Source organism: Actinomycetospora lemnae, assembly GCF_028737315.1.
Lineage (GTDB): Bacteria > Actinomycetota > Actinomycetes > Mycobacteriales > Pseudonocardiaceae > Actinomycetospora > Actinomycetospora lemnae.
Map to the genome: position 1 here is coordinate 85,171 of NZ_JAQZAO010000008.1, position 24,732 is coordinate 109,902.

Here is a 24,732-nt window from a genome sequence, read left to right on the forward strand (position 1 = left end):
ATGGCCGTCGTGAAGATCAACGCCATCCACGTCCCCGAGGGCAGCGGCCCCGAGCTCGAGAAGCGCTTCGCCGCGCACGGCGACAGCATGCTCGACACCCCGGGCTTCCTGGGCTACGAGCTGCTGCGCCCCATCGAGGGTGAGCACCGCTACTTCGTCTACACGCGCTGGGAGTCCGACGAGGCGTTCGAGGCGTGGCGCGGTGGCGGTGCCGCCGAGGCCGCGCACGCCGGGCAGCGCCAGCAGCCCGTCGCGACGGGTGCGGATCTGCTGCAGTTCGAGGTCGCGCTGTCCGTCGGCAAGGGCGGCGGCGAGTCCTGAGCCCGGCCTCCGATCGCGGGTCGCTGCTCGCCCAGCCCGATCCGGCCGCCGTCTCCGCGGCGGCGGAGGCGGTGGCCGGCGCCGGCGCGCTGCTCGTGTGCGCGGGTGCGGGGATGGGCGTCGACTCGGGGCTGCCCGACTTCCGCGGCCCCGAGGGCTTCTGGCGCGCCTACCCGCCCTACCGGCGCCTCGGGCTGCGGTTCGAGGAGATCGCCGACCCCGAGCACTTCGACGCCGACCCCGAGCTGGCGTGGGGCTTCTACGGCCACCGCCTGGCCCTCTACCGGCGCACCGTCCCCCACGCCGGGTTCGCGGTGCTCCGCCGCTGGGCCGGATCGCCGGACACGCAGCGGAGCGGAGCCGGCCCACCGGGACTGCCGATGCGCGTCTTCACGTCGAACGTCGACGGCGCGTTCCAGGCGGCGGGGTTCGCCGACGCGGTCGTCACCGAGTGCCACGGGGCGATCGGGATGCTCCAGTGCACCCGGCCCTGCCACGACGGCACGTGGCCGGCCGACGACGTCGACGTGGTGATCGACGAGGACACCATGCGTGCCCGCCCGCCGCTGCCCGCGTGCCCCCGCTGCGGCCGCGTCGCGCGGCCCAACATCCTCATGTTCGGTGACGGCGCCTGGGTGCCCGGCCACCACGGCGACAAGGCGGCCGAGCACCGGGCCTGGCTGCGCGCGCAGGACGCGTCGCGGCTCGTCGTCCTCGAGCTCGGCGCGGGCACCGCGGTGCCGACCGTCCGCCGTCACGCGGAGCTCGCGTCCGCGGCGTCGGGCGCGCTGGTGAGGATCAACGTCCGCGAGCCGGACATCCGCCACGGCCGCGGGATCGCCCTCGCGGCCGGCGCCCGCGCGGCCCTCGAGGCGATCGACGCCGCGCTCCACGGGTGATCAACGGGGACTTTGCGCGCGTAGAAGCAGCGAACAGCGCGTTCGCTGCCACCCGTCAGACGCCCGTGATCCCCGCCAGCCGCAGGCCCCGGGCGGCGGCGACGCGCTCCGCCTCGTCGTCGAGGCGCGCCCGCACGTCCGGGGCGAGCGGCACCACCGGCGCGACCTCGAGCGTCAGCTTCTTCCCCGACGCGCGGGGCCGCCAGGTGCCGACGACCTCGCCGTCCGCCAGCAGCGCTCCCGGGTTGCCGATGATCTTGTACAGGTCCTTGCGCAGCGCCTCGTCGGGCACGAGGAGCGGGCGGTCGCGGGCCTGGAGCATCGGGTCGAGCGGGGGCAGGAAGCGCACGACGTCGGGGTCGGGCGCGCCCAGCGCGGCGTCGAGCTCGTCGGCGGGCAGCCACGCCGGGTGGACATCCCGGGTCGAGCTCCGCTGCGCTCCGTCGCCCGCCTCCACCTCCACCTCCACCAGCCCCGGCAGCGCCGCCTCCCACGCGGGCGCGAACGCCGCGGCCGACGTCCCGACGAAGTCGGCGACCTCCCGCGGCCCGGCCGGCCCCAGCACCCGCAGGTAGTCGAGCACCAGGCGCGCCGCCCGGCCCGGGTCGCCCTCGACGGGGCGCTCCCATCCCGCCGGCGGTGGGATCAGCAGCAGCGTCCGGCCCGTCGGGTCGAGCCCGACGCCGACCGGGAACGCCGAGAGCCGGAAGAGCTGCTCGTTGACGTGGACCGTCGCGCACCCGCGACAGTCGCGCAGCAGGGCGTCGGGCAGCAGCTTCGTCACGGCGCCGCTGGCCGCGCCCTTGGTCAGGGGCTCGGTGACGACCTCGGCCAGCGCGTCCGCCGCCCGGTCGATCGCCTCGCGGGCGGGGATGCCCACCCGGCGCTGCTCGGGCCCGCTCCAGTTCAGGCGCGCCGCGGCGTCGGCGTCGTCGAAGGGACGCGCGGCGGCGGCGATGGCGTTGCGCTCGTCCGGCGGGTGGTGGTGCGGCGCCCCCCGGTGGGTCCAGCCGTCGACGAGCCCGCGCGCCACGGGGTCGGGGTCGCCGTCGCTGCGCGCCGCGAGGGCGAGCCGGGCCGTCGGACCCGCGTCCTGCAGGCCCAGCGAGGCAAGCGCGGCGATCGCCGCGGGGCGGTCGCGGTGCAGCCCCTGCGCCGCGATGCGGTGCGCCATGACCTGCTCGCGGGTCAGCGTCTCGACCATGCGGTGAGCCTGCCCTACCGACGCTGACATCCTCGGTCAGGATCCGGGGAAGATGACGTCGTGAGCTCGGTGCGCGCGGTCCCCGTCACCACGGACATGGACGGAGACCTGCTGTCGGCCGACGACGCCTGGCACACCGCACGCCGGATCGGGCTCCGGACGCTGCTGCGCGACGCGCTGATGCGCTTCCGGTACGGCGACGGCTTCAGCCACGCACGCGGGTTCGCGCTGCAGCTGGCGCTCGCCGTCGTCCCGCTCGTCATCGCCGGCAGTGGGCTCGCGACGGCCGTCGGCGCCGAGTCCGTGGCGCAGGTCGTGGCGCGCACCGTCGTCGCGGTCTCCCCCGGCGCGGGCGACCAGCTGCTCGCCGACGTCGTCGCCCGCGGCCCGGCCGAGCTGCCCGACGAGGCGGGCGACGACACCGACGGGGACACCCGCAACGAGAACGTCGGCGAGCTCGCCGTCGCCCTCGGCCTGACGACGGCGTTCCTGGCCATGACGAGCGCGATCGCCCAGCTCGAGCGCGGCACCAACCGCATCTACGGCACCGAGCGCGACCGGCCGTTCGTGCGCAAGTACGCCCGCGCGGCCGTGCTGACGCTGACGGCGGGGTCGGCGCTCGGCCTCGGCCTGGTGCTCATCATCGCGGGCGGTCCGCTCGGTGACGCCGTGGAGGACGTCTACCGCTGGGGTGACGTGGCCGAGACGGTGTTCGACGTCCTGCGCTGGCCCGTGGGCCTGGCCTCGCTCGTCATCGCCGTCACCGTGCTCTTCCGTTACGCACCCCGGCGCCACCAGCCGGGCCTGTCGTGGCTCGCGCTCGGTGCCGGGCTGACGGTCGTCCTCTGGCTCGCGGCGTCGGGGTGCGTGGCGCTCTACGTCGCGGTCTCCGGCGACTTCAGCCAGACCTACGGCCCGCTCGCCGGGATCATGGCGCTGCTGCTGTGGGCGACGGTCACGGGCGTCGCGCTGCTGCTCGGGGTCGCGGTCGCGGCGCAGCTCGAGGGCGCGCGGGCGGGCATCGGCGATCCGCTGCTGCGCGACGAGGACGCCGACGGCATCCCCGACGAGCTCCAGCCCGAGCAGCCCCAGCAGACCGACGAGCAACCGGTTGAACCCGTCGGCCCGGACGGGGGACGTGCCTGACAGCTCCTGTCAGGGATGGGGTACGACTGACCTGTGCGCGCCAGCCGGCTCCTCTCCGTGCTCCTGCTGCTGCAGAACCGCGGCCGTCTCACGGCGCGGGAGCTCGCCGACGAGCTCGAGGTCTCGATCCGGACGATCTACCGCGACATGGACGCGCTCTCGGCGTCCGGGGTGCCCGTCTACGCCGACCGCGGCCCGGACGGCGGTTACTCGCTGCTGGAGGGCTACCGGACCCACCTGACCGGGATGACCGCCGAGGAGGCCGACGCCCTCGCGCTGTCGGGGATGCCCGAGGCGGCCGCGGAGCTCGGCCTCGGCCGCGTCCTCGCGGCGGCGCAGCTCAAGGTGCAGGCGGCGCTGCCCACCGAGCTCTCCGACCGTGCCGGGCGGATCGCCGAGCGCTTCCACCTCGACGCCCCCGGCTGGTTCCGCGAGGCCGACCACGTCCCGACGCTGACCGGGGTCGCCGACGCCGTGTGGAACCAGCGGGTGCTGCGCGTGCGCTACCGCCGCTGGGCGACCGGCGGGCGGGAGCCGGAGGTGGACCGCGAGCTCGAGCCGCTCGGGCTCGTGCTCAAGGCCGGCACCTGGTACCTCGTCGCCGTGCCGAGCGGGGAGCCCGGGGCCCAGCCCCGCACCTACCGCGTCGCGCGCATCCTCGACCTCGAGACCCTCGACGTCCGCTTCGAGCGCCCCGAGGGCTTCGACCTGTGGAAGTACTGGCACCAGCGCACCCAGGAGCTCACCGACGCGCTGTACCAGGCCGAGGCCACCGTGCGCTTCTCGCCGCGGGCCCTCGAGCTCGCGCCCGTGGTCCTCACGCCCCACACCGCCCGCGCGCTGGCCGAGGGCACCTGGCCGACCGACGCCGACGGCTGGGTGGAGGCCGTGATCCCGATCGAGTCGATCGCCCACGCGCGCCACGAGCTGCTCGCCCTCGGCGCCGACGTCGAGGTCCTCGCCCCCCTCACCCTGCGCGAGCAGATGGCCGGCGTCGCCCACGCCCTCGCCGGGATGTACGGCGGCTGAGGTTGTCAGCGAAGTGCCGTTGCAGACGTTGAGTGTCCGTATCGGTACTTCGATCACCGCGCCGCGACGGATTGGTCGCCGGCCAAGGCAGGCGAACGTGCCGCGCGTCCGTCCACAACGGTCTCGTCGATCCACAGGTGAGCGACGGCGGCGTGACCGTGGACGGGACCCACCGGATGCTCCTGGCCATGCGACGGGGGATGTGGGCGCGGGACCTCGAGGCGCTCCGGATCGCCAGCTGGGAGGACGTCATCTCGGCGCGGCACCTCGTCGAGCTCGGGGTGCCCGAGCGAACCGTCTATCGACGAACGCAGCAGGACGGGCCCTGGACGCTCCTGCTGCCGGCCACGATCATGCTGACCAAGGGGACGCCGACGCCCCGCCAGTGGGAGATCGCTGCGCTCGTGTACGCCGGCAACGGCGCGATGCTCACCGGCCTCAGCGGGATGCGCCACCACGGAATGCGGCGCGGCGGAGACCCGATCTTCGACCACGTCCTGATCACGCTCGGCCGACGGGCGCAGAGCTCGGGACGAGCCACGATCGAGCGCACGGTCCGGCTGCCGTGCCCCGTCGCACGCGACGGACTGCCGGTGGCGCCGCTCGCGCGGTGCGTCGTCGACCACGTCAGGCGGCTCAAGGACCCGGAGGCGATCGCGGCCGTCGTCACCGAGCCCGTCCAACGCCGCATGGTGACGGTCGAGGCGCTGTGGCGAGAGCTCGAGGTCGGCACCCGCAAGGGGACGGCCGCGCCGCGACGTGTGCTCGAGGCAGCGCGCGCCGGTGTCCTCTCCCCGGCCGAGTTCAACGCGCGGTCGTTGTGGGAGTCGTTCGACGACCTGCCGCCGATCGAGTGGAACGTCGACGTGTTCGACGAGCGCGGCCGCTTCGTCGCCACCGTCGACGGCCTCGTGCGGGAGCACGACTTCGTCTGGGAGATCGACTCCGTGGAGCAGCACTTCGCCACCCCGGAACAGGTACGAGCGACCTCGGAGCGCCAGCGTCGACTCCGTGCGGTCGGGCTACATGTCCTCAGCACCCGTCCGACGCAGGGTCGCGAGGACCCCGACGGGGTGCACGACGACATCTGCGCGAACCTCCGGATCGCCGCGGCCCTACCCCAGGCGCCGGTGGTCTACGGCGTCGGCATCGGGCGCAGCCCGCAGTGATCGAAGTACCGATACGGACACTCAACGTCTGCAACGGCACTTCGCTAACACCCCGGACACGCCGAAGCCCCGGCCCCCTTGCGAGGAGGGGACCGGGGCTCCGGTGACGTGCAGCGGGCGGATCACTCCGCCGCGGCGACCTCCGGGGTGTCCGGCACCGGGGTCGGCTTGGCCTCACCGCGGAAGGTGAAGGTGGCCGACTCGGGAGCGGGCTTGGTGACCCCGTTCTCGTCGGGCTCGGGCGTCCAGCCCTCGACGTCGACGAGCACGATCTGGCCGGACTCGACCTCGCCGAAGAGGATCTTCTCGGAGAGCTGGTCCTCGATCTCGCGCTGGATCGTGCGGCGCAGCGGACGGGCGCCGAGCACCGGGTCGAAGCCGCGCTGCGCGAGCAGCTTCTTCGCGGCGTCGGTGAGCTCGATCGACATGTCCTTGTTCTGCAGCTGCTTCTCGGTGCGGCCGATCATCAGGTCGACCATCTGCACGATCTCGTCCTCGCGCAGCTGGTGGAACACGATGATGTCGTCGATGCGGTTGAGGAACTCGGGGCGGAAGTGCTTCTTCAGCTCGTCCGTCACCTTGTTCTTCATGCGCTCGTAGTTCGAGCCCGAGTCCTGCCCGGACTGGAACCCGAGGCCGACCGCCTTCGAGATGTCCTGCGTGCCGAGGTTCGACGTGAACACGATGACCGTGTTCTTGAAGTCGACGATGCGGCCCTGACCGTCGGTCAGGCGGCCGTCCTCGAGCACCTGGAGCAGCGTGTTGTAGACCTCGGAGTGGGCCTTCTCGATCTCGTCGAAGAGGACCACCGAGAACGGCTTGCGGCGCACCTTCTCGGTGAGCTGGCCGCCCTCCTCGTAACCGACGTACCCGGGGGGCGCGCCGAAGAGCCGCGAAGCGGTGTAGCGGTCGTGGAACTCGCCCATGTCGATCTGGACGAGCGCGTCGTCGTCGCCGAAGAGGAACTCCGCGAGCGCCTTGGTGAGCTCCGTCTTCCCGACGCCCGAGGGGCCGGCGAAGATGAACGAGCCCGACGGACGCTTCGGGTCCTTGAGGCCGGCGCGCGTGCGCCGCATGGACTGCGACACGGCCTTGACCGCGTCCTCCTGCCCGATGATGCGCTTGTGGAGCTCGTCCTCCATGCGCAGCAGGCGGGTGGTCTCCTCCTCGGTCAGCTTGAACACCGGGATGCCGGTCCAGTTGGCCAGCACCTCGGCGATCTGCTCGTCGTCGACCTCCGCGACGACGTCGAGGTCACCGGACTTCCACTGCTTCTCGCGCTCGGTCTTCTGCCCGATGAGGTTCTTCTCCTCGTCGCGCAGGCGCGCCGCCTTCTCGAAGTCCTGCGCGTCGATCGCGGACTCCTTCTCGCGACGGACGTCGGCGATCTTCTCGTCGAACTCGCGCAGGTCCGGCGGCGCGGTCATGCGGCGGATGCGCATGCGGGCGCCGGCCTCGTCGATGAGGTCGATGGCCTTGTCCGGCAGGAAGCGATCGTTGATGTAGCGGTCGGCCAGGGTGGCCGCCGCGACCAGCGCCGGGTCGGTGATCGAGACACGGTGGTGCGCCTCGTAGCGGTCGCGCAGCCCCTTGAGGATCTCGATGGAGTGGGCCACCGAGGGCTCCCCCACCTGGATCGGCTGGAAGCGGCGCTCGAGCGCGGCGTCCTTCTCGACGTGCTTGCGGTACTCGTCGAGCGTGGTGGCACCGATGGTCTGCAGCTCGCCGCGGGCCAGCATCGGCTTGAGGATCGACGCGGCGTCGATCGCGCCCTCGGCGGCACCCGCGCCGACGAGCGTGTGGAGCTCGTCGATGAACAGGATGATGTCGCCGCGGGTGCGGATCTCCTTGAGGACCTTCTTGAGGCGCTCCTCGAAGTCACCGCGGTAGCGCGAGCCCGCCACGAGCGACCCGAGGTCGAGCGTGTAGAGCTGCTTGTCCTTCAGCGTCTCGGGGACCTCGCCCTTGACGATGGCCTGGCCGAGGCCCTCGACGACGGCGGTCTTGCCGACGCCGGGCTCGCCGATGAGGACCGGGTTGTTCTTGGTCCTCCGGGAGAGGACCTGCATGACCCGCTCGATCTCCTTCTCCCGGCCGATGACCGGGTCCAGCTTGCCCTCGCGGGCCGACTGGGTGAGGTTGCGACCGAACTGGTCGAGCACCAGCGAGGACGACGGCGTCCCCTCGCCGCGCTGGCTGCCGGACTCCGCGGGCTCCTTGCCCTGGTAGCCCGAGAGCAGCTGCAGCACCTGCTGGCGCACACGGTTGAGGTCCGCGCCGAGCTTGACGAGCACCTGGGCGGCGACGCCCTCGCCCTCGCGGATGAGCCCGAGCAGGATGTGCTCGGTGCCGATGTAGTTGTGCCCGAGCTGCAGCGCCTCGCGCAGCGACAGCTCCAGCACCTTCTTGGCGCGGGGGGTGAAGGGGATGTGGCCGGAGGGCGCCTGCTGCCCCTGGCCGATGATCTCCTCGACCTGCTGGCGCACGCCCTCCAGGGCGATCCCCAGCGACTCGAGGGCCTTGGCGGCGACGCCTTCGCCCTCGTGGATCAGCCCGAGCAGGATGTGCTCGGTGCCGATGTAGTTGTGGTTGAGCATCCGGGCCTCTTCCTGGGCCAGGACGACCACCCGCCTCGCGCGGTCGGTGAACCTCTCGAACATTCGTCACTCCTGACTGCTGCGCCGGCGGTCCTCCACCGAGTGTCCCCGAGGGAACGGCCCGGTGGCCCCTTGGCTGGTGCCCGATGACGGATCGGGACCCCCACGGTGCCCGAACTGCCCTTGCACCGTAAGGCCATCCTAGTCGTCGCGCGTGACGTCACGGGACGGCGACGGTTGCACCACCGTGACGGCGGACACGCAGCGACGGTCCGTCGTGGGACCTCCACGTTCCGTCCTGTCCAACCATCCACGACGCCCGGGTCATCCCGCCGAGGTGTTCGCCACCGGTGAACCACCCGGCCGGGCAGAGCCGGGTGGTCCACCGCGGCTCCCCCCGGTCGGGTGGGCGGGCCGAGACCCCGCTCAGGGCGCGGCCGGATAGCCCATGACGTCGAGGCTCAACGGCGAGACCCCGGTCCGCGGGCCCGCCCCCGCCCGGTCCATCGGGAACGGCACGGGCTGCTCCGATGCCTGGACGACCGCCTCGTCCGAGGTGACGCGGGCCTCGAGGGTGAAGGCGTCGAACGCGAACGGCACCCCGTTCGCGGCCAGCGGGTCGGTCCGGTCCATGACGTGGAAGTGCAGGTGGGGGGCGCTGGTGTTGCCGGAGTTGCCGAGCTTGCCGATCACCTGGCCCCGGCGCAGCTGCTGCCCGATCGCGAGGCCCATCGGGTTCCCCGGCTGCAGGTGGGCGTAGAAGGCGTAGCGCCCGCCCCCGAGGTCCTGCACCACGTGGTTGCCGCCGTACTGCTGGAGCGTGAGGCCGCTCGGGTTGGCGCCCGGCGGCTGCTCCGGCAGGTCGCTGACCAGGCCGACGACCGGGCCGTCGGCGACGGCCAGGACGTCCGCCCCGTGGTACGGGTAGCTGGCCATGTCCGTGGCGGGCCCGACCAGCATCCGGCCCGAGGCGTCGGCCTGCACGTAGTCGATCGCGAACCGCTCCGGCGCCCACAGCCGCCCGTCGATGGGGCTGACCGCGCCCCGGTGTGCGCCGAGGGTGCAGCAGCTGTCGCCGTCGACCCACCCGGACCCCGCGAGCGGCGGGGAGATGCGCATCGGCGGTGTCCGGTCCACCGTCGTCGGGGCCACCGTGGCGGACAGGGTCGGCGGGACCAGGGGCGGGGACGGCTGGGCGAACGCCACGTCGAGGCGGTGCTCGAGGCGCGCCGGCACGGGATCGGTCGCCGCGAGCGACACGTCCAGCCAGATCAGCCCGCCCTGGCCCGCCTGGAGGTCTCGCGTACCGGGGCTCCCGCCGAACGGCTTGACCCAGGCGGCGAGGGCCTCGCCGTCCAGCCGCAGCAGCGACCGGCCGTCGCCGACGACCTCGACGGCGGTGAGCGTGGCCGGCGAGCTCAGGATGTTGTCCACCTGGAGCTCGTAGGCCAGGTGGACACGGCCGTCCGTGGCCGGCACCGGGATCGGCGCGGCGAGGACGGACGCCGCGACCGGCGTGAACACCGACACACCCCCGGCCGGGGCGTCGGCGGCCGAGGGGCCGCCGAAGGGGCCCTCGGCGGTCGCGGCGCCGGCCGCGGTCGACGCGGACGGGGGTGGCGTGGCCCCCGCGCCCGACCCGCCGCAGGCCGTCAGGACCGTCACCGCCACGAGCAGGGCGCCCACGACCGCCGCCCGCCCACCTCTCCGCACGCCCACTGCCGTCTCCCGGGGCTCGATCCGTGCGGCCCGAGATGTCGGAGTTCCGACCGGACCGTCGACGGCGGACGCTAGGCCGCCACATGATCGACGCGCTGTCATGGCGACGACAGCACGGCTGGGCCGGACAGGTGAACCACGGAGCTGAAGCACCAGGGGGTCGCGGGATGACGGTGACGGTCTCCGCTCCGGACGCGCGCGCCGAGCGGGTCCTGCGGGCGTGCCCGCAGCTGCGCGACCTCGACGACGCGACGATCCGGGCGCTCGGCGCCGCCTCGGTCGTCCGGCACTACGCCGCCGGCGAGCCGGTCTTCCTCGAGGGTGCGCCCGGCGACGCCATGTTCGTCCTGCGCCACGGCTCGGTCGTCGCGCGCATCAGCTCGGTGGCCGGCGACGTCATCGACCTCGGCGTCGCGGCGGAGGGGCACGCGTTCGGCTACTTCGAGGTCCTCCGGCCCGGTCCGCGCACCGAGGACGCAGTGGCTGTCCGCGACTCGACGGTCGTCGTCGTCCCGGCCGCGGCCGCTCTGCGCGCCTTCCGGTCCAGCCCCGACACCCTGCTCGCCCTCGCCCGTGACCTCGTCCGGATCGTGAGCCTGCAGAACCGCGCGCGCAGCGGGCTGCGCCGGCCCGTCGACCGGCGCCTCGCCGCCCTCCTGCTCGAGCTCGCGGCGGGGCGCCACGTCGTCGACTTCGGCGGGCCGCAGACCCTGCTCGCCCAGCGCCTCGGCATCGCCCGCCAGACGTTGAACACCGCGCTGCGCACGCTGGCCGACCGGGGCCTGGTCACCGTGCACCCCGGCGGCCGCGGCGTGACGCTGGACCGCGCGGCGCTCACCGCCTACGCGGGCGACGCCTGAGGATCTCAGTGGGCCTTGTGGTAGGCCTCACTGACCTCGCTGGGGATGCGCCCGCGCTCCGAGACCGTCATGCCCTGCTTGCGCGCCCACTCGCGGATCGCCTGGTTCTGCTCGCGGTCGACCGCGGCGCGGCCGCCGCCCCCACCGCCGCGGCGGCCACCGGAGGACGACGAGCCCGTCGACGACGACCGGCGCCGGCCGCCGCTACGGCGGGCGTGGGCGACGTAGTCGGCGAGCTTGTCCCGCAGCGCCGAGGCGTTGGCCTCGGACAGGTCGATCTCGTACGTGGCGCCGTCGATCCCGAACTCGACGGTCTCGTCGGCTTCCGACTGGTCCAGATCGTCGACGAGCGACACCACGACTTTCTGCGCCATCACGCGACCTCCGCACACCGACCGGGAATGTGGCCGGACCCTATTTCCGCGATCACGCGTTTGTCGAGTGATCCACGCCGCGATTTTCCGACCTCACACGGGTCACATCCGCGACAATTGCGCGTCAGTCCGGTATCGCGGCGCTGTCGGGGACCACGACGGCGAACATGTCCGCGAGTGCCGCGAGGCTCGCACTCTGCAGTGCGGAGGCGGACACCGTGCCGTCGGGACCGGGCAGGGCGCGGGTCGCGGTCGCCCCGGCCACCACCGCGGGTGCGAATCCGGCATTGAACGCGCCGCGCGCGGTGGAGTTCACACACATGTGTGTCATGAACCCGGCCAGCACCAGGTTCGACGCCCCCACCCCGCGCAGGTGCGCCTCGAGGTCGGTGCCGACGAACGAGTTCGGGAAGTTCTTGACGACGACGTGCTCGCCGGAGCGCGGGGCGACGCGGTCGACGATCGCCCCGATCTCGGCGCGCACGTCGTAGGGCGTGCCCTCCCCCGCGTCGTGCTGCACGTGGACGATCGGGATGCCGGCACTGCGCGCGCGGTCGAGCAGGGCGGCGGCCTCGTCGATCGCCGGCTCCACGTTCTCGAGGGCCATGACGCCGCGCGTGTAGGTGTTCTGGAGGTCGATCATGACCAGGGCGGAGTCGCGCAGGGACGCGGGCGTGGCGGGCATGCCGGTCAGCTCGCGCAGGGTCGTCGAGGGTGTGGTGGACGGGGTGCTCATCGTCGGCTCCTTCGCCGCCGGGTGGACTCGGACGGACGTGCGAGGGGCGCCCCCGCTGCGTCGTGCGCAGCCGGGGCGCCCCTCGGTCCTACTCGGTCGAGCTCGAGCCGTACAGCGACCGGTTACCGGTCGCCCAGCTCGCGCATCTCCTCGTCGGTGAACAGCCGCGAGCGGATGATGAAGCGCACGCCCTCCGGCGCCTCCACCGAGAACCCGCTGCCGCGACCCTTCACCACGTCGACGGTGAGGTGCGTGTGCTTCCAGTACTCGTACTGCGAGGCGGACATGTAGAAGCCGATCGGCTTCTCCAGGCCCTCCACGCTCAGGTCACCGAGGTGCACGTCGGAGCCCCCGATCTTGAAGTCCCCGTCCGGGTAGCACATCGGCGCGCTGCCGTCGCAGCACCCGCCGGACTGGTGGAACATCAGGGGCCCGTGGATCCCGGTGAGCGACACCAGGAGCTCGGAGGCCTGCGGCGACAGGGCGACGCGCCCGGTGCCCGAGCACGGCACCTCCGGCACCTGCTCGGTGACGTCGGTGCTGGTGCTGATCTCGCTCATGGCGACACCTCCACTCCCGCGTCCGACCGCGGACCGATCAGAAGAATCCCAGGGCGTTGTCCGAGTAGCTCTGGAGGATGTTCTTGGTCTGCTGGTAGTGGTCGAGCATCATCTTGTGGTTCTCGCGGCCGATGCCCGACTGCTTGTAGCCGCCGAAGGCCGCGTGGGCCGGGTAGGCGTGGTAGTTGTTCACCCAGACCCGGCCGGCCTGGATGTCGCGGCCGGCGCGGTAGGCGGTGTTCGTGTCGCGCGACCACACCCCGGCGCCGAGGCCGTAGAGGGTGTCGTTGGCCTGCGTCATCGCGTCGGCGTAGTCGGTGAACCGCGCCACCGAGAGCACCGGCCCGAAGATCTCCTCCTGGAAGATCCGCATCGAGTTCTGGCCCTCGAAGACGGTCGGCTGGACGTAGTAGCCGCCCGAGAGCTCGCCGCCCAGGTCGGCGCGCTCCCCGCCGGTGAGGACCTTGGCGCCCTCCTGCCGGCCGATGTCGATGTAGGACAGGATCTTCTCGAGCTGGTCGTTCGAGGCCTGGGCGCCCATCATCGTCTCGGTGTCGAGCGGGTTGCCCATCTTGACCTGCTCGGCGCGCTTGACGCCCTGCGCGACGAACTCGTCGTAGATGCCGCCCTGGACGAGCGCGCGCGACGGGCAGGTGCAGACCTCGCCCTGGTTGAGGGCGAACATCGCGAAGCCCTCGAGGGCCTTGTCGTAGAACGCGTCCTGCTGCGCGGCGACGTCGTCGAAGAAGATGTTCGGGCTCTTGCCGCCGAGCTCGAGGGTGACCGGGATGAGGTTCTCGGAGGCGTACTGAGAGATCAGGCGCCCGGTCGTCGTCTCGCCGGTGAACGCGATCTTGCGGATGCGGCTCGACGACGCCAGCGGCTTGCCCGCCTCGACGCCGAAGCCGTTGACGACGTTGAGCACGCCGGCGGGCAGGAGGTCGCCGATGACGTCCAGGAGGACGTGGATCGAGGCCGGGGTCTGCTCGGCGGGCTTGAGGACGACGGCGTTGCCGGCGGCGAGGGCCGGGGCCAGCTTCCAGATCGCCATGAGGATCGGGAAGTTCCAGGGAATGATCTGGCCGACCACGCCCAGCGGCTCGTGGAAGTGGTACGCGACCGTGTCCTCGTCGATCTGGGAGAGGTGGCCCTCCTGCGCCCGGATCGCGCCGGCGAAGTAGCGCAGGTGGTCGATCGCCAGCGGGATGTCGGCGGCGAGCGTCTCGCGGACGGCCTTGCCGTTCTCCCAGCTCTCGGCGACGGCGATCCTCTCGAGGTTCGCCTCGATCCGGTCGGCCATCGTGGTGAGGACGTTCGCGCGCTCCGTGACCGCGGTCCTGCCCCACGCGGACGCGGCGCCCTCGGCAGCGTCGAGCGCCTTCTCGACGTCGTCGGCCGTGCCGCGGGCGACCTCGGTGAACGTCCGGCCCGTGATCGGCGTCGGGTTCTCGAAGTACTGGCCCTTCGCCGGCGCGACGTACTCGCCGCCGATGTAGTGGTCGTACCGGGGCTTGAACGAGACGACGCTGTCCGGCTGTCCCGGGGCCGCATAGGTGGCCATCTGTGTCCCTCCACGTCGTGGGCTGCGTGAGCGCGGACACTAGGGACGCCGGGGTTGCACGGGCGTTGCAACGCATCTGCGGCGCAGGACTCGGCATCCACGCGCACACGAGGATTCAGTGTAGGGTTGCCTTACCCGGACCGATGGACCACGATCGACCGACGGGGACGCGCGTCCCCGGCGGGACGCCCGTGCCACGACGGCACCTCCCGTCCACGGGTCCAGGGGGCGCCGATGCCGGGGAGCCAGCGTCGCGCGCGCGGCACGCCGCGCCTGACGGTGCCCGGCACGCTGCCGCTCGGACCCTCCGACCCGGTCGAGCGCGCGCGCCTCCTCGAGCGCATCCGCGACGCCGTGCTCTCGGGCACCGCGAGCCCCGCCTCGCCCCGCGACGTCGTGTCGGCGTCCTGGCAGCGCTCGCTCGAGGCCCACGTCGACCCCGACCACGGTCGGCCGCGGCAGGTGTTCGCCACCCACGAGCTCGACGACGTCCGCGGCGGGCACGTGCTCGCCCCGGTGCTGCCGCTGCTGCGGCGCACGCTGCTCGACGTCGCCGACGAGGCCGTGCACATGATGATCGTGACCGATGCGCGCGGGCACATCCTGTGGCGCGAGGGCCACGCCGACGTCCTGCGTCGCGCCGACGACGTCGCGCTCGTCGAGGGCACGCGCTGGAGCGAGGACTCGATCGGCACCAACGCCATGGGCACCGCGCTCGCCTCGGGCCGGGCGGTGCAGATCCACTCCGCCGAGCACCTCGTGAAGCTCTACCACGCGTGGACGTGCGCGGCGGCCCCGATCCACGACCCGGACAGCGGCGAGGTGGTCGCGGCCATCGACCTCACCGGCCCGCTGCGCACGTTCCACCCCAGCACGCTCGCGCTGGTCAAGGCGGCGGCCGAGCTCGCCGAGGTGCACCTGCAGGCCCGCCTGGTCGAGCGCGACGAGCGCCTGCGCACCCGCAACCGGCCCCACCTCGACGGCCTGCGCGGCGCGCCCGGCGCCCTGCTCGCGCCCGGCGGCCGCGTCCTCTCCGCGCAGCCAGCCGACTGGCTGGGCGAGCGCGTCCCGATCCCCGAGGGCGGCGGGCGCGTCGACCTCGGCGAGCGCGGCGAGGGCGTCCTCGAGCCCCTCGCCGAGGGCTGGCTCCTGCGCCTGGCGCCGCGCGCGTCGTCGGGGCCGAGCCTCGTGCTGCCGTTCCTCGGGGCCGAGCGCCCGGTCGCGCGCCTCGACGGCCGTCCGGTGCGCCTGGGCCTGCGCCACGCCGAGATGCTCGTGGTGCTCGCCCTGCACCCCGACGGGCTCACGGCCGACGGGCTCGCCCAGGCGCTCTACGGCGACGCCGGCAACCCGGTGACCGTGCGCTCGGAGGTGCACCGGCTGCGTGCGGTGCTCGGGTCCTCGATCATCAGTACCCAGCCCTACCGGCTGCGCGCCCGCGTCGACGCCGACTTCCTGCACGTCCGCGAGGCCCTGCGCGCGCGCCGCCTGCCGCCGCCCGAGGTCCTGCGCCGCGGTGCCCTGCTGCCCGTCTCCGACGCCCCGGGCGTGCGCGAGGAGCGCGACCACCTCGAGGTCGCCGTGCGCGGGGCGGTGCTGCGCCGGGGCGACGCCGAGGCGCTGTGGGCGCTGGCGCACGCCACCGGCCCGGACCCGGAGATCGCCGAACGCCTGCGCCACCTCCTGCCCGCCGGCGACCCCCGGCGCGACGAGCTGGCGGTCTAGGGGCCGGCGGACCGCGCGGCCCGCTTCGCGGCGCGGTCGTCGCGGCGCTCCTGCCAGCGCCGATGCACCGTGCGCAGGCCCAGCAGGGTCAGGTCGGGCACGTGGTCGGTGATCGTCGCGCACTCGTCGACGACGACCGGCGCGAGCCCGCCCGAGGCGACGACGGCCACCGGTGCGCGGCCGTCGGGGTCGCGGACGGTGATCTCGCGGCCCACCCGGGCGACGAGCCCGTCGACCTGTGCGGCGGCGCCGAGGACGAGCCCGGCCTGCATGCTCTCGACGGTGTTGCGGCCGAGCACCGAGCGCGGCACGACGAGCTCGACGGGGCGCAGGGCCGCGGCGCGGACCGCGAGGGCCTCGGCGGACACGGCGACACCCGCGGCGATCGCTCCGCCCAGGAACTCCCCGCGTGCCGACACCCCGTCCACCGTCGTCGAGGTGCCGAAGGTGACGACGACGCACGGCCCGCCGTGGCGCTCGAACGCGGCGAGGGCCTGGACGACGCGGTCGGCGCCGACCTCCTTGGGGTTGTCGACCAGCAGCGGCACCCCGGTGCGCACCCCGGGCTCGACGAGCAGGTGGTCGAGACCCGCGAAGTGCCGGGTGACCATCCCCCGCAGTTCGCGCATCAGCGCCGGCACCGTCGACAGCGCGGCGACGGCCGACACGTCACCGACCCGGGCGCCGAGCAGGCCCCGGACCAGCAGCGCGATCTCGTCGCCGGTGGCCCGGGGCTCGGTGCGCAGGCGCGCGTCCCACACCGCGGGCCCCTCGGGCGGGTAGAGGGCGAGCGCGGTCTGGGTGTTGCCGACGTCGACGCAGAGCAGCACTGGTGGTCCCGTCTGCCGTGCCCCTCAGTGGTCCGCGGAGAGCAGCGCGTCGAGCCGCCGGGCGTCGGTGGTCTCGGCGGCGTCGCGACGCCGGGTGGGCCGCTCCTCGCGGACCGGCTCGGCGCCCCAGCTCCCGCCGACCGTCGTCATCGCCGGACCGGCGGCGGCCTCGTGACGGCGGGCCGGGCGGGCGTCCGTGCCGGGCCGCAGGAGCGACGTCGTCGGCGCCGCGGCGGGGACGTGGGCCGGATCGGCACCGCGGTCGAGGACGCGGTTCTGCTCGTCGACGAACACCACCCGCGGCTGGTACGTGCGGGCCTCGGCGTCGTCCATGACGCCGTAGGAGATGAGGATGACGAGATCGCCGGGCTGCACGAGGTGCGCCGCGGCGCCGTTGATCCCGATGACGCCGGAGCCTGCGGGCCCGGTGATCACGTAGGTCTCGAGGCGTGCGCCGTTGGTGACGTCGACGATGGCGACCTGCTCGCCGGGCAGGAGGTCGGCGGCGCGCATCAGGTCCTCGTCGACCGTCACCGACCCGACGTAGTGGAGGTTCGCGTCCGTCACCGTCGCCCGGTGGATCTTGGACTTCAGCATCGTGCGCTGCACGTCAGACTCTCCTCACGAGGGACACCGCGGCGTTGTCGATCAGACGGGTCGTGCCGGCCCGGGCGGCGACCAGGAGCCGCGCCGGACCGATGTCGGGGGTGGGACCGAGGTCCTCGTCGCGCAGCTCGAGGTAGTCGACCTGCAGCGACGGCTCGGTGGCCAGGACCGCGCGGGCGGCGTCGAGGACGGCCGCCGCGCCCTGCTCACCGGCGTGCTGACCGGCCGACAGCGCGGCGGACAGCGCGACCGCGGCGTGCCGCTGGTCGTCGGAGAGGTAGGCGTTGCGGCTCGACAGGGCCATGCCGTCGGACTCGCGCACGGTCGGGACGCCGACCACGTGCACGTCCATGTCGAGGTCGCGCACCATGCGGCGGATCAGCGTGAGCTGCTGGTAGTCCTTCTCGCCGAAGAACGCGACGTCCGGCGTGGTGATCGCGAAGAGCTTGTTGACGACGGTCAGCATCCCCGCGAAGTGACCGGGACGGACCGCGCCCTCGAGCTCGTCGCCGAGCGGGCCGGGGTGGACCGACGTCGCGAACCCCGGGGGGTACATGTCCTCGACCTCGGGCGCGAAGACCAGCTCGACGCCCTCCTCGCGGCACATCTCGAGGTCGCTCTCGAAGGCGCGCGGGTAGCGGCCGTAGTCCTCGTCCGGCCCGAACTGCTTGGGGTTGACGAAGATCGACACGACGGTCGACGCGCCGGGCACGCCGCGGGCGCGGCGCATCAGCTCGCGGTGGCCCTCGTGCAGGGCGCCCATGGTCGGTACGAGCGTCACACGCCGCCCGCCGCCGCGCAGCGCCTTGGTGACGCGGCGCAGGGCGTTGGGGTCGCGGTGCACCGTGAGGCGCCCGGCGTCGTACTGCGGGCGCGCGCGACCGACGAGGTCGTGGGTGCGCAGGCTGGAGGGTCGGGTCACGGGAGAGGCCTCTCGAGGGCGGCCACCACGTCGGCGGCGGCGACCGGGTCCACCAGTCCGCCGGCGCGGGCGCGCTCGGCGGTGCGCCGGGCCAGGGCCCGGTAGAGCGGGGCCGCGTCGGGGGCGCGGTCGTCGAGGTGGCGCACGTGCATCGCCACCGTGCCGGCGTCGCCGCGGACGACGGGGCCGGTCAGCGCGCGGTCGCCGTGGCGCAGGGCGTTGTCCAGCGCCGCCGACAGCAGCGGGGCGAGGACCCGCTCGGCGGGCTCGATGCCGGCGCCGGAGAGCAGGTCGGCGGCCTCGCGCACGAGCGTGACCAGGTGGTTCGCGCCGTGGGCGAGGGCCGCGTGGTAGAGCGGGCGCACGGCCTCGGGGATGCGCACGGGCTCCGCACCCATCTCGACGACCAGGGCCTCGCCGACGAGCCAGGCGGCGTCGGTGTCCTCACTGGTCTGCTCCGGGCCGGTCACGCCGATGCAGGCACCGGTCAGGCGCGCGACGTCCTCGCGGCGCCCGGTGATCGTCATCGCGGGGTGCAGGGCGATCGGCAGCACGTCGTGCTCGGCGGCGGGGGCCAGCACGCCGACCCCGGCCGCGCCGCAGGTGTGGACGACGATCTGCCCGGGCCGCAGGCAGTCGGACGCGGCGAGCCCGCGCACCAGGCCCGGGAGGACGTCGTCGGGAACCGCGAGCAGCGCCAGGTCGGCGCGGCGCACGACCTCGTCGGGCGGCAGGATCGCGGCGCCGGGCAGGAGCTCCTCGGCGCGGGCCCGCGAGGCGCGGGAGACGGCGGAGGCGGCGACGACCTGGTGCCCCGCCTGCGCGAGCGCGGCGCCCAGCACCGCGCCGACCCGCCCGGCGGAGACGACGCCGACCGCGAGCCGTGAGCCTTCCCGAGGGGTGGGGGACGGCCCGGGGTCGCCGGTCGTCTGCTCCCACCGCCCGGCGTCCTCGCCGGCGTCGGTGCCCACGCGCCACCTCACTCGTTCGGCTCGTTCCCGTCCCGCTCGCGCGGGTACCGGACGATCACTGGCGCCCACGGTAACCGCCTGCGGGCCCCGCCGCCGTCGCGGTGAGCGGGTTCACGCGTCCTCGTGACCGCGCGTGCGCGGGCCCGGTGTGGCAGCGAGGGCGTCCCTCGCTGCGTCCGGGGCGGTCGGGGCGGGCCTCGCTGCTCCGTCGCGGTTCACCAGCGCGCGGGCGGGGGCGGTCCCTGGGCCGGTGGGCCGCCGGGCCAGGACGGCGAGGGCCCGCCGGGTCCGGGCGGCGGGCCGGTCGGACCCTGGACGCCCGGCGCGTTGACCGCCGCGAGGCGCGTGCGGACGACGGCGTCGAGGAGCTCCGCGTGCCAGTCGGGCCGCGGCGGCAGCGCCCCCCGCTCGGCCCGCGCGCGCAGGAAGGCGAGCTCGGTGACGGCGTGCTGGTAGTCCTCGACGGCGCGGGCGGCGGTGGAGCCGGCGCGGCGGTGCACCGCGGTCCGCCAGCGGCGCCGGCCCGCGAGGCTCGAGAGCAGCGGCACCTCGCTCGGCGCGATCCAGCCCGCGGCGGCGAACCCCGGCATCTGGCGCGCGAGGACGTCGGCCTCCCGGCGGCGCTGCCAGACGACGAGCCCGATCATCCCGGCGAACAGCGGCAGCATGATCAGCACGTAGACGCCGAAGAACCCGGCGCCGAGCTGGGTCGAGGAGTTCCACAGCGCGTGCAGCATCACCGCGAGCACGTAGCCGCCCAGCACCGCCGCGGTGCCGACGACCCGCGAGCGGGCCTGCGAGGCGATGCCGACGCCGATCCCGATCATCGCGGTGAACAGGGGGTGCGCGAACGGCGAGAGCACACCGCGCAGCACGAACGTCGCGAGCACCGCGCCCCCGGGCGCGCCGTCGGACGCCTCGGCGAACGCCCGGCCGAAGTAGATGATGTTCTCGGTGAAAGCGAAGCCGGCCGCCGTGATCCCGGCGTAGACGACGCCGTCGACGATCCCGTCGAACTCGCGACGGCGCACCAGCAGCAGGCCGACGACGAACGCGCCCTTGACGAACTCCTCGACCAGCGGCGCCGAGATCACCGCGCCGATGACGTCGCCCTGGCCCCGACCGAGCAGGAGCTCCGCGGCGATGATCGCGCTGGAGTTGATGACGACCGCGACCAGCGCCGACAGCCCCGCACCCCACAGGAAGGCGCCGAGCAGCAGGCGCGGCGGCTCGGGCTCGAAGCGGTCGATCCACAGGAACGCCGCGACGACCGGCGCCACCGGCACGAGCGCGAGGACGACGCCGACGACCACCCCGACCGCGCCGATCTCGGTGCTCGCGAGGCCGACGGTGATCAGCGCGCAGATGCCGAGGAGGATCAGGCCGAGCACCGGCCACACGAGCGTCCGGCGCTGCTGCGGCGCCAGGCGGACCGGAGGGGCGATCACCCTGCCGGAGGGTAACGACACCCGGCCCGTCGGGCCCGCCGACGGGTCGCCTCTCCGGTGATCAACGGGCGCTTCGTGCGCCTAGAAGCAGCGAGCAGCGCGTTCGCTGCGGACCCGGGCGAGGCGCCGCGGCGCTCAGGGGTCGCGGCGGCGGCGGCCCACCGTGCCGCCCGAGGCGGCGTGGGCGGCGAGGAGCTCGGCCACCGTGCGGCCGCCGGACGGGGCGTCGGTCGGCGCGCGGCGGGGGCGGCGGTCCTCGGGCCCGTCGGACGGCTCGGGGGGCTCCGGGAGGGTCTCGTAGCCGGCCGCGCGCACGTAGTTGTCGACGAACGACCCGGCGGCGAGCACGGCGGGGTCCGACGGCGGGCCGTCGCTCGGCGGCGGCGCCGGGCGCAGGGGCCGGGCCGTGTGCTCGGTGGGCGGTTCGACGCGGCGACCCGCGACCGACCCCGGCGTGCGCGGCGCGGGCGCGGAGGGCAGGGCCGGCCGTCGGGGCGCGGGCGGCGGGCCCGGCGGCCCGGACGGCACGCGCGGCTGCGGGCCCGAGTCGCCGACGACCCGCAGGCGCGGGCCCCGGGGCCGCGGCGGGGCGGCGGGCACGGCCGGCACGCCGACCGACTGCAGGGTCACCGCGTCGGCCTCGCGGCGCGTGCGGTCGAGCTCGTCGCGCAGGGACGCCACCTCCTCGCGGGCCCGCTCCGCGGTCTGCTCGGCCTCCTCGCGGGCCGCGACCTCGCGCGCCACCCGCCGGTCGAGGTCGCGGTGCAGCGCGGCGACCCGCTCCTCGGCCTCCTCCTCGGCCGCGGCGCGCCCCTCCTCGGCCTCGCGGGCCTCCTCGGCGATCTCGGCGAGCTCCGCGTCGCTGCGCCCCCGGCGGGCGAGGACGAGCACCACGAGCACCACGGCCCAGAGCGCCGCCACGACGGCCAGGCGCAGCCAGCGGGCGTCGTCGGCGAGCACCACGGCCGCGCCGGCGGCCACGGCGAGGACGCCCGCGCCGCTCAGCAGCGCGGCGCGTCGGCCGTCGGGGCCGGCGCGTCCGACCCCGTCCGGGGTGCTCATCGCTGCAGGATAGCGAGCGGCCCCGACCGCCGATCGCCCCCTGCGCGCGAGGGCGGGCGCGGCGACGTCCGTCACGCCCGGCGGTCCCGCGGGTCGCGCCCGGCGTCGCCGCCGGGATCGTCCGGGGTGCGCAGGCTGTGCTCGAGCCACAGGCCGGCGCCGACGAGCACCGCCGACCCGACCACCCCGACGACCGCGCTCGCGGTGTCGCCGCCCGCGGCATCGACGCGGCCGCTCAGCGGGAGCACGTAGGCGAGCAGCCCGAGCCACGCCCCGCCGACCAGCGCCCCGGCCAGCGACGACGCCTTGGCGAGCGCGACCGCCCGGGCGGCGGCCAGTGCGTCGACCGGGCGCGCGCCGGGGCGGCGCCGGATCCGGGCGCGCAGGACGAAGGCCAGCACCAGCTCCGCGATCCCGAGCACGAGCGGGGTGAGCCCGGCGAGCAGGGGCAGCGGCGGCAGCTCCCCGTACGCCGCCTGCACGAGCACGTTGGCCGCGAGCCCCGCGGCGACGGCCGCGACGATCAGCAGGGAGGGGCTCGTCCGCGTCCTCACAGCGCGGCCTCGTCCCGTCGCACGCCCGCGCGCTCCTCCGCGGGCAGCGCGGCGAGGAGGTCCGCGACCCGCCCCCGCCCGGCGACCTCCGCGTCGGGGTCGACGTCGAGCCACGGGACGAGGACGAAGGCGCGCTCGTGGGCGCGCGGGTGCGGGAGGGTGAGCGCGGGGTCGTCGCTCGTCGTACCGTCCACGTCGAGGACGTCGACGTCCAGGGTCCGCGGGCCCCAGCGCACGTCGCGGGTCCGGCCCGCGCGGCTCTCGGCGGCGCGGGCGCGGGCGAGCCAGGACCAGGGCTTCGCGTCGGGGTCCTCGGCGACCACGACCGCGTTGAGGAAGTCGTCCTGCTCGACCCCGCCCCACGGCGCGGTCGCGTAGACCGGCGACACGGCGACGATCCACGCGCCGGCCGCGCGCAGCGTCGCCACGGCCCCGCGGAGGTTGGCCGCGCGGTCGCCGATGTTCGAGCCCAGCGAGAGCACCGCGCGGCTCACGCCCGGCTCCGCTCCCGCCGCACCGTCACCGCGACGTCGTCGAACGGCACCGTGATCGGCGCCTGCGGCTTGTGCAGCGTGACCTCGACGGCCGCGACGCGCTCGTCCGCCAGCACCCCGTCGGCCACCTCGCCGGCCACCGCCTCGATGAGCTGCCGCGGCGGGCCCGCGACCACGGCGGCCGCGCGCTCGGCCAGCCCGCCGTAGTCGACGGTGTCGGCGAGGTCGTCGGACGCCGCCGCCGGGGCGAGGTCGACCTCCAGGACCAGGTCGAGGACGAAGTCCTGGCCGTCGCGACGCTCGTGGTCGAACACGCCGTGGTGCCCGCGGACCCGCAGCCCGCGCAGGGCGATCCGGTCCCGCTGACTCGACGGGCCGGCCCCCCTGTCGGCGTGCTCCCCTGACTGCTGCGTGGATGGGGAGCTCACGGCTCGATCTCCGCCGGCGAGGTGCCCCAGCTCCACGCCGCGGCCACGGCGACCGCGTCCAGCGACGGGCCCACCTCGTGCACCCGCACGCCCCAGGCACCGTTGGCCGCCGCGAGCGCGGACACCGCCGCGGTCGCCACCTCGCGGCCGTCGGGTGGGCGGGGGGTGCCCTCGTCGTCGGCGAGCAGCGCGCCGAGGAATCGCTTGCGCGACGCCCCGATGAGCACCGGGAAGCCGAGGCCGGTGAACACCGGCAGCTTGCGCAGCAGCGTCCAGTTGTGCGCCGCGGTCTTCGCGAACCCGAGCCCGGGGTCGAGGACCAGCAGCGACGGGTCGACGCCGGCGAGCACCGCACGGTCGACCTGCTCGACCATCTCGGCGCGCACCTCGCCCACCACGTCCTCGTAGGAGGCGAGCGCGGACATCCGGTTGCTCGGCCCGCGCCAGTGCATGATCACCCAGGGCACGCCGGCCTCGGCCACGGTCCGGGCCATGTGCGGGTCGGCGAGGCCCCCGGACACGTCGTTGATCATCGTCGCGCCGGCCGCGACGGCGGCGGCGGCGACGGCCGCGCGGGTGGTGTCGACGCTGACCCGCACCCCGGCGGCCACGAGGTCGCGGATCACGGGCACGACGCGCTGCGTCTCGGTCGCCGCGTCGATCCGCTCCGCGCCGGGGCGGGTGGACTCGCCGCCGACGTCGACCAGGTCGGCGCCGCGCCCGTGCAGCGCGACGCCGTGGGCCACCGCGTGGTCACGGTCGAGCCAACGCCCGCCGTCGGAGAACGAGTCGGGCGTGACGTTGAGGACGCCCATGACGACGCAGCGCCCGGGGTCGGGCAGGGCGTGGGACGGCCCGGGAGGCGCGCCCACTCCTCAGCCGCTCCGGATCAGGTTGATGGCCTCCGCGCGCGAGCTCGCCGACGACTTGAGGATGCCGCGGACCGCCGAGGTGGTGGTGCGTGCGCCGGGCTTGCGGACCCCGCGCGCCGACATGCACTGGTGCTCGGCGTCGATCACCACGAGGGCGCCCCGGGTGTCGAGGCGCGATTCGAGGGCGTCGGCGACCTGGCTCGTCAGGCGCTCCTGCACCTGCGGGCGGCGCGCGTAGAGGTCCACGAGCCGGGCGAGCTTGCTCAGTCCCGTGACCAGGCCCTTCGACCCCGGGATGTAGGCGACGTGCGCGACCCCGTGGAAGGGCAGCAGGTGGTGCTCGCACATCGAGAACAGCGGGATGTCGCGCACGAGCACGAGCTCCTCGTGGCCCTCGTCGAAGGTGCGCTCGAGCACGTCGGCCGGGTCGGCGCGCAGGCCGGCGAACAGCTCCTGGTAGGCCCGCGCGACGCGCGCCGGCGTCTCGCGCAGCCCTTCGCGATCCGGGTCCTCGCCGATGGCGAGCAGCAGCTCGCGCACGGCGGCCTCGGCGCGGGGGGCGTCGAACCCCGGCCACTCCGGGGCCACCGCCGTGCCGACCGGGCCGCCCTTGCCGTCGTCGGTGGGACGGACCCGGGACTCGTC

At 74.7% G+C, this 24,732-nt stretch carries 25 protein-coding genes; 7 read left to right on the forward strand and 18 right to left on the reverse strand.

The window, feature by feature from the left end; all coding sequences use genetic code 11:
• On the forward strand, positions 1-321 hold the full coding sequence (locus PGB27_RS18740) for an antibiotic biosynthesis monooxygenase family protein (RefSeq protein WP_274201910.1): 321 nt from the start codon (positions 1-3) through the stop codon (positions 319-321).
• 113 nt (positions 322-434) lie between these two features.
• A complete protein-coding gene (locus PGB27_RS18745) occupies positions 435-1,220 on the forward strand; it encodes an SIR2 family NAD-dependent protein deacylase (protein WP_274202152.1) in 786 nt (261 codons plus the stop codon).
• A 55-nt stretch (positions 1,221-1,275) separates the two neighbouring features.
• Here the strand turns inward: PGB27_RS18745 and PGB27_RS18750 are convergent, their stop codons facing one another.
• A complete protein-coding gene (locus tag PGB27_RS18750) occupies positions 1,276-2,424 on the reverse strand; it encodes a DNA glycosylase AlkZ-like family protein (RefSeq protein ID WP_274201911.1) in 1,149 nt (382 codons plus the stop codon).
• A 60-nt stretch (positions 2,425-2,484) separates the two neighbouring features.
• Here PGB27_RS18750 and PGB27_RS18755 point away from each other — a divergent pair, with 60 nt between their 5' ends.
• The 3 genes from PGB27_RS18755 to PGB27_RS18765 all read left to right on the forward strand — a co-directional run bounded on the left by PGB27_RS18755 (position 2,485) and on the right by PGB27_RS18765 (position 5,768).
• The gene (locus PGB27_RS18755; RefSeq protein WP_274201912.1) at positions 2,485-3,570 is read left to right on the forward strand and encodes a YihY/virulence factor BrkB family protein; all 1,086 of its coding nucleotides are present in this window, start codon (positions 2,485-2,487) and stop codon (positions 3,568-3,570) included.
• Positions 3,571-3,603: 33 nt separating this feature from the next.
• Positions 3,604-4,599: a helix-turn-helix transcriptional regulator gene (locus PGB27_RS18760; RefSeq protein ID WP_274201913.1), complete on the forward strand. Its 996-nt coding sequence runs from the start codon at positions 3,604-3,606 to the stop codon at positions 4,597-4,599.
• A 152-nt stretch (positions 4,600-4,751) separates the two neighbouring features.
• Positions 4,752-5,768, forward strand: a complete 1,017-nt coding sequence (locus PGB27_RS18765; RefSeq protein ID WP_274201914.1) for a hypothetical protein — start codon at positions 4,752-4,754, stop codon at positions 5,766-5,768.
• 122 nt (positions 5,769-5,890) lie between these two features.
• Here the strand turns inward: PGB27_RS18765 and PGB27_RS18770 are convergent, their stop codons facing one another.
• Positions 5,891-8,428, reverse strand: a complete 2,538-nt coding sequence (locus tag PGB27_RS18770; RefSeq protein WP_274201915.1) for an ATP-dependent Clp protease ATP-binding subunit — start codon at positions 8,426-8,428, stop codon at positions 5,891-5,893.
• Between the two features lie 363 nt (positions 8,429-8,791).
• Positions 8,792-10,051 carry a M23 family metallopeptidase gene (locus PGB27_RS18775; protein WP_274201916.1) on the reverse strand — a complete coding sequence of 420 codons (1,260 nt, stop codon included), beginning with the start codon at positions 10,049-10,051 and terminating at the stop codon, positions 8,792-8,794.
• Between the two features lie 200 nt (positions 10,052-10,251).
• Here PGB27_RS18775 and PGB27_RS18780 point away from each other — a divergent pair, with 200 nt between their 5' ends.
• Positions 10,252-10,944, forward strand: coding sequence for a Crp/Fnr family transcriptional regulator (locus tag PGB27_RS18780; RefSeq protein WP_274201917.1), 693 nt, complete (start codon positions 10,252-10,254; stop codon positions 10,942-10,944).
• 5 nt (positions 10,945-10,949) lie between these two features.
• Here the strand turns inward: PGB27_RS18780 and PGB27_RS18785 are convergent, their stop codons facing one another.
• The 4 genes from PGB27_RS18785 to exaC all read right to left on the reverse strand — a co-directional run bounded on the left by PGB27_RS18785 (position 10,950) and on the right by exaC (position 14,175).
• Positions 10,950-11,318 (reverse strand): histone-like nucleoid-structuring protein Lsr2, encoded by a 369-nt coding sequence (locus PGB27_RS18785; protein ID WP_274201918.1) that lies wholly within the window; start codon positions 11,316-11,318, stop codon positions 10,950-10,952.
• Positions 11,319-11,442: 124 nt separating this feature from the next.
• Complete coding sequence (locus PGB27_RS18790) at positions 11,443-12,054, reverse strand: cysteine hydrolase family protein (RefSeq protein WP_274201919.1); 612 nt, start codon at positions 12,052-12,054, stop codon at positions 11,443-11,445.
• A 122-nt stretch (positions 12,055-12,176) separates the two neighbouring features.
• The gene (locus tag PGB27_RS18795; protein WP_274201920.1) at positions 12,177-12,614 is read right to left on the reverse strand and encodes a DUF779 domain-containing protein; all 438 of its coding nucleotides are present in this window, start codon (positions 12,612-12,614) and stop codon (positions 12,177-12,179) included.
• A 37-nt stretch (positions 12,615-12,651) separates the two neighbouring features.
• Entirely contained in the window at positions 12,652-14,175 is a 1,524-nt protein-coding gene (gene exaC, locus PGB27_RS18800) for an acetaldehyde dehydrogenase ExaC (protein ID WP_274201921.1), read from the reverse strand.
• 234 nt (positions 14,176-14,409) lie between these two features.
• Here exaC and PGB27_RS18805 point away from each other — a divergent pair, with 234 nt between their 5' ends.
• Positions 14,410-15,900 carry a helix-turn-helix domain-containing protein gene (locus PGB27_RS18805; RefSeq protein ID WP_274201922.1) on the forward strand — a complete coding sequence of 497 codons (1,491 nt, stop codon included), beginning with the start codon at positions 14,410-14,412 and terminating at the stop codon, positions 15,898-15,900.
• On the opposite strand, the gene PGB27_RS18810 is transcribed toward PGB27_RS18805, so the two are convergent.
• The 11 genes from PGB27_RS18810 to folE all read right to left on the reverse strand — a co-directional run bounded on the left by PGB27_RS18810 (position 15,897) and on the right by folE (position 24,675).
• The gene (locus tag PGB27_RS18810) at positions 15,897-16,730 is read right to left on the reverse strand and encodes a type III pantothenate kinase (RefSeq protein WP_274201923.1); all 834 of its coding nucleotides are present in this window, start codon (positions 16,728-16,730) and stop codon (positions 15,897-15,899) included. The genes PGB27_RS18805 and PGB27_RS18810 overlap by 4 nt on opposite strands.
• 24 nt (positions 16,731-16,754) lie before the next feature.
• The gene (gene panD / locus PGB27_RS18815; protein WP_274201924.1) at positions 16,755-17,339 is read right to left on the reverse strand and encodes an aspartate 1-decarboxylase; all 585 of its coding nucleotides are present in this window, start codon (positions 17,337-17,339) and stop codon (positions 16,755-16,757) included.
• Position 17,340: 1 nt separating this feature from the next.
• Complete coding sequence (panC, locus tag PGB27_RS18820; RefSeq protein WP_274202153.1) at positions 17,341-18,240, reverse strand: pantoate--beta-alanine ligase; 900 nt, start codon at positions 18,238-18,240, stop codon at positions 17,341-17,343.
• A 14-nt stretch (positions 18,241-18,254) separates the two neighbouring features.
• Complete coding sequence (locus PGB27_RS18825) at positions 18,255-19,229, reverse strand: Rossmann-like and DUF2520 domain-containing protein (protein ID WP_274201925.1); 975 nt, start codon at positions 19,227-19,229, stop codon at positions 18,255-18,257.
• Positions 19,230-19,444: 215 nt separating this feature from the next.
• The gene (locus tag PGB27_RS18830) at positions 19,445-20,677 is read right to left on the reverse strand and encodes a PrsW family intramembrane metalloprotease (RefSeq protein WP_274201926.1); all 1,233 of its coding nucleotides are present in this window, start codon (positions 20,675-20,677) and stop codon (positions 19,445-19,447) included.
• 135 nt (positions 20,678-20,812) lie between these two features.
• The gene (locus PGB27_RS18835; RefSeq protein WP_274201927.1) at positions 20,813-21,739 is read right to left on the reverse strand and encodes a hypothetical protein; all 927 of its coding nucleotides are present in this window, start codon (positions 21,737-21,739) and stop codon (positions 20,813-20,815) included.
• 71 nt (positions 21,740-21,810) lie between these two features.
• A complete protein-coding gene (locus PGB27_RS18840) occupies positions 21,811-22,293 on the reverse strand; it encodes a DUF3180 domain-containing protein (protein ID WP_274201928.1) in 483 nt (160 codons plus the stop codon).
• Positions 22,290-22,787 (reverse strand): 2-amino-4-hydroxy-6-hydroxymethyldihydropteridine diphosphokinase, encoded by a 498-nt coding sequence (folK, locus tag PGB27_RS18845; protein ID WP_274201929.1) that lies wholly within the window; start codon positions 22,785-22,787, stop codon positions 22,290-22,292. Before folK ends, PGB27_RS18840 begins: the two co-directional genes overlap by 4 nt.
• Entirely contained in the window at positions 22,784-23,140 is a 357-nt protein-coding gene (folB, locus tag PGB27_RS18850; protein ID WP_274202154.1) for a dihydroneopterin aldolase, read from the reverse strand. The genes folK and folB overlap by 4 nt, the downstream gene beginning before the upstream one ends.
• 71 nt (positions 23,141-23,211) lie before the next feature.
• A complete protein-coding gene (gene folP / locus PGB27_RS18855) occupies positions 23,212-24,030 on the reverse strand; it encodes a dihydropteroate synthase (protein WP_274202155.1) in 819 nt (272 codons plus the stop codon).
• A gap of 60 nt (positions 24,031-24,090) precedes the next feature.
• Entirely contained in the window at positions 24,091-24,675 is a 585-nt protein-coding gene (folE, locus tag PGB27_RS18860; protein WP_274202156.1) for a GTP cyclohydrolase I FolE, read from the reverse strand.
• Between the last annotated feature and the right edge of the window lie 57 nt (positions 24,676-24,732).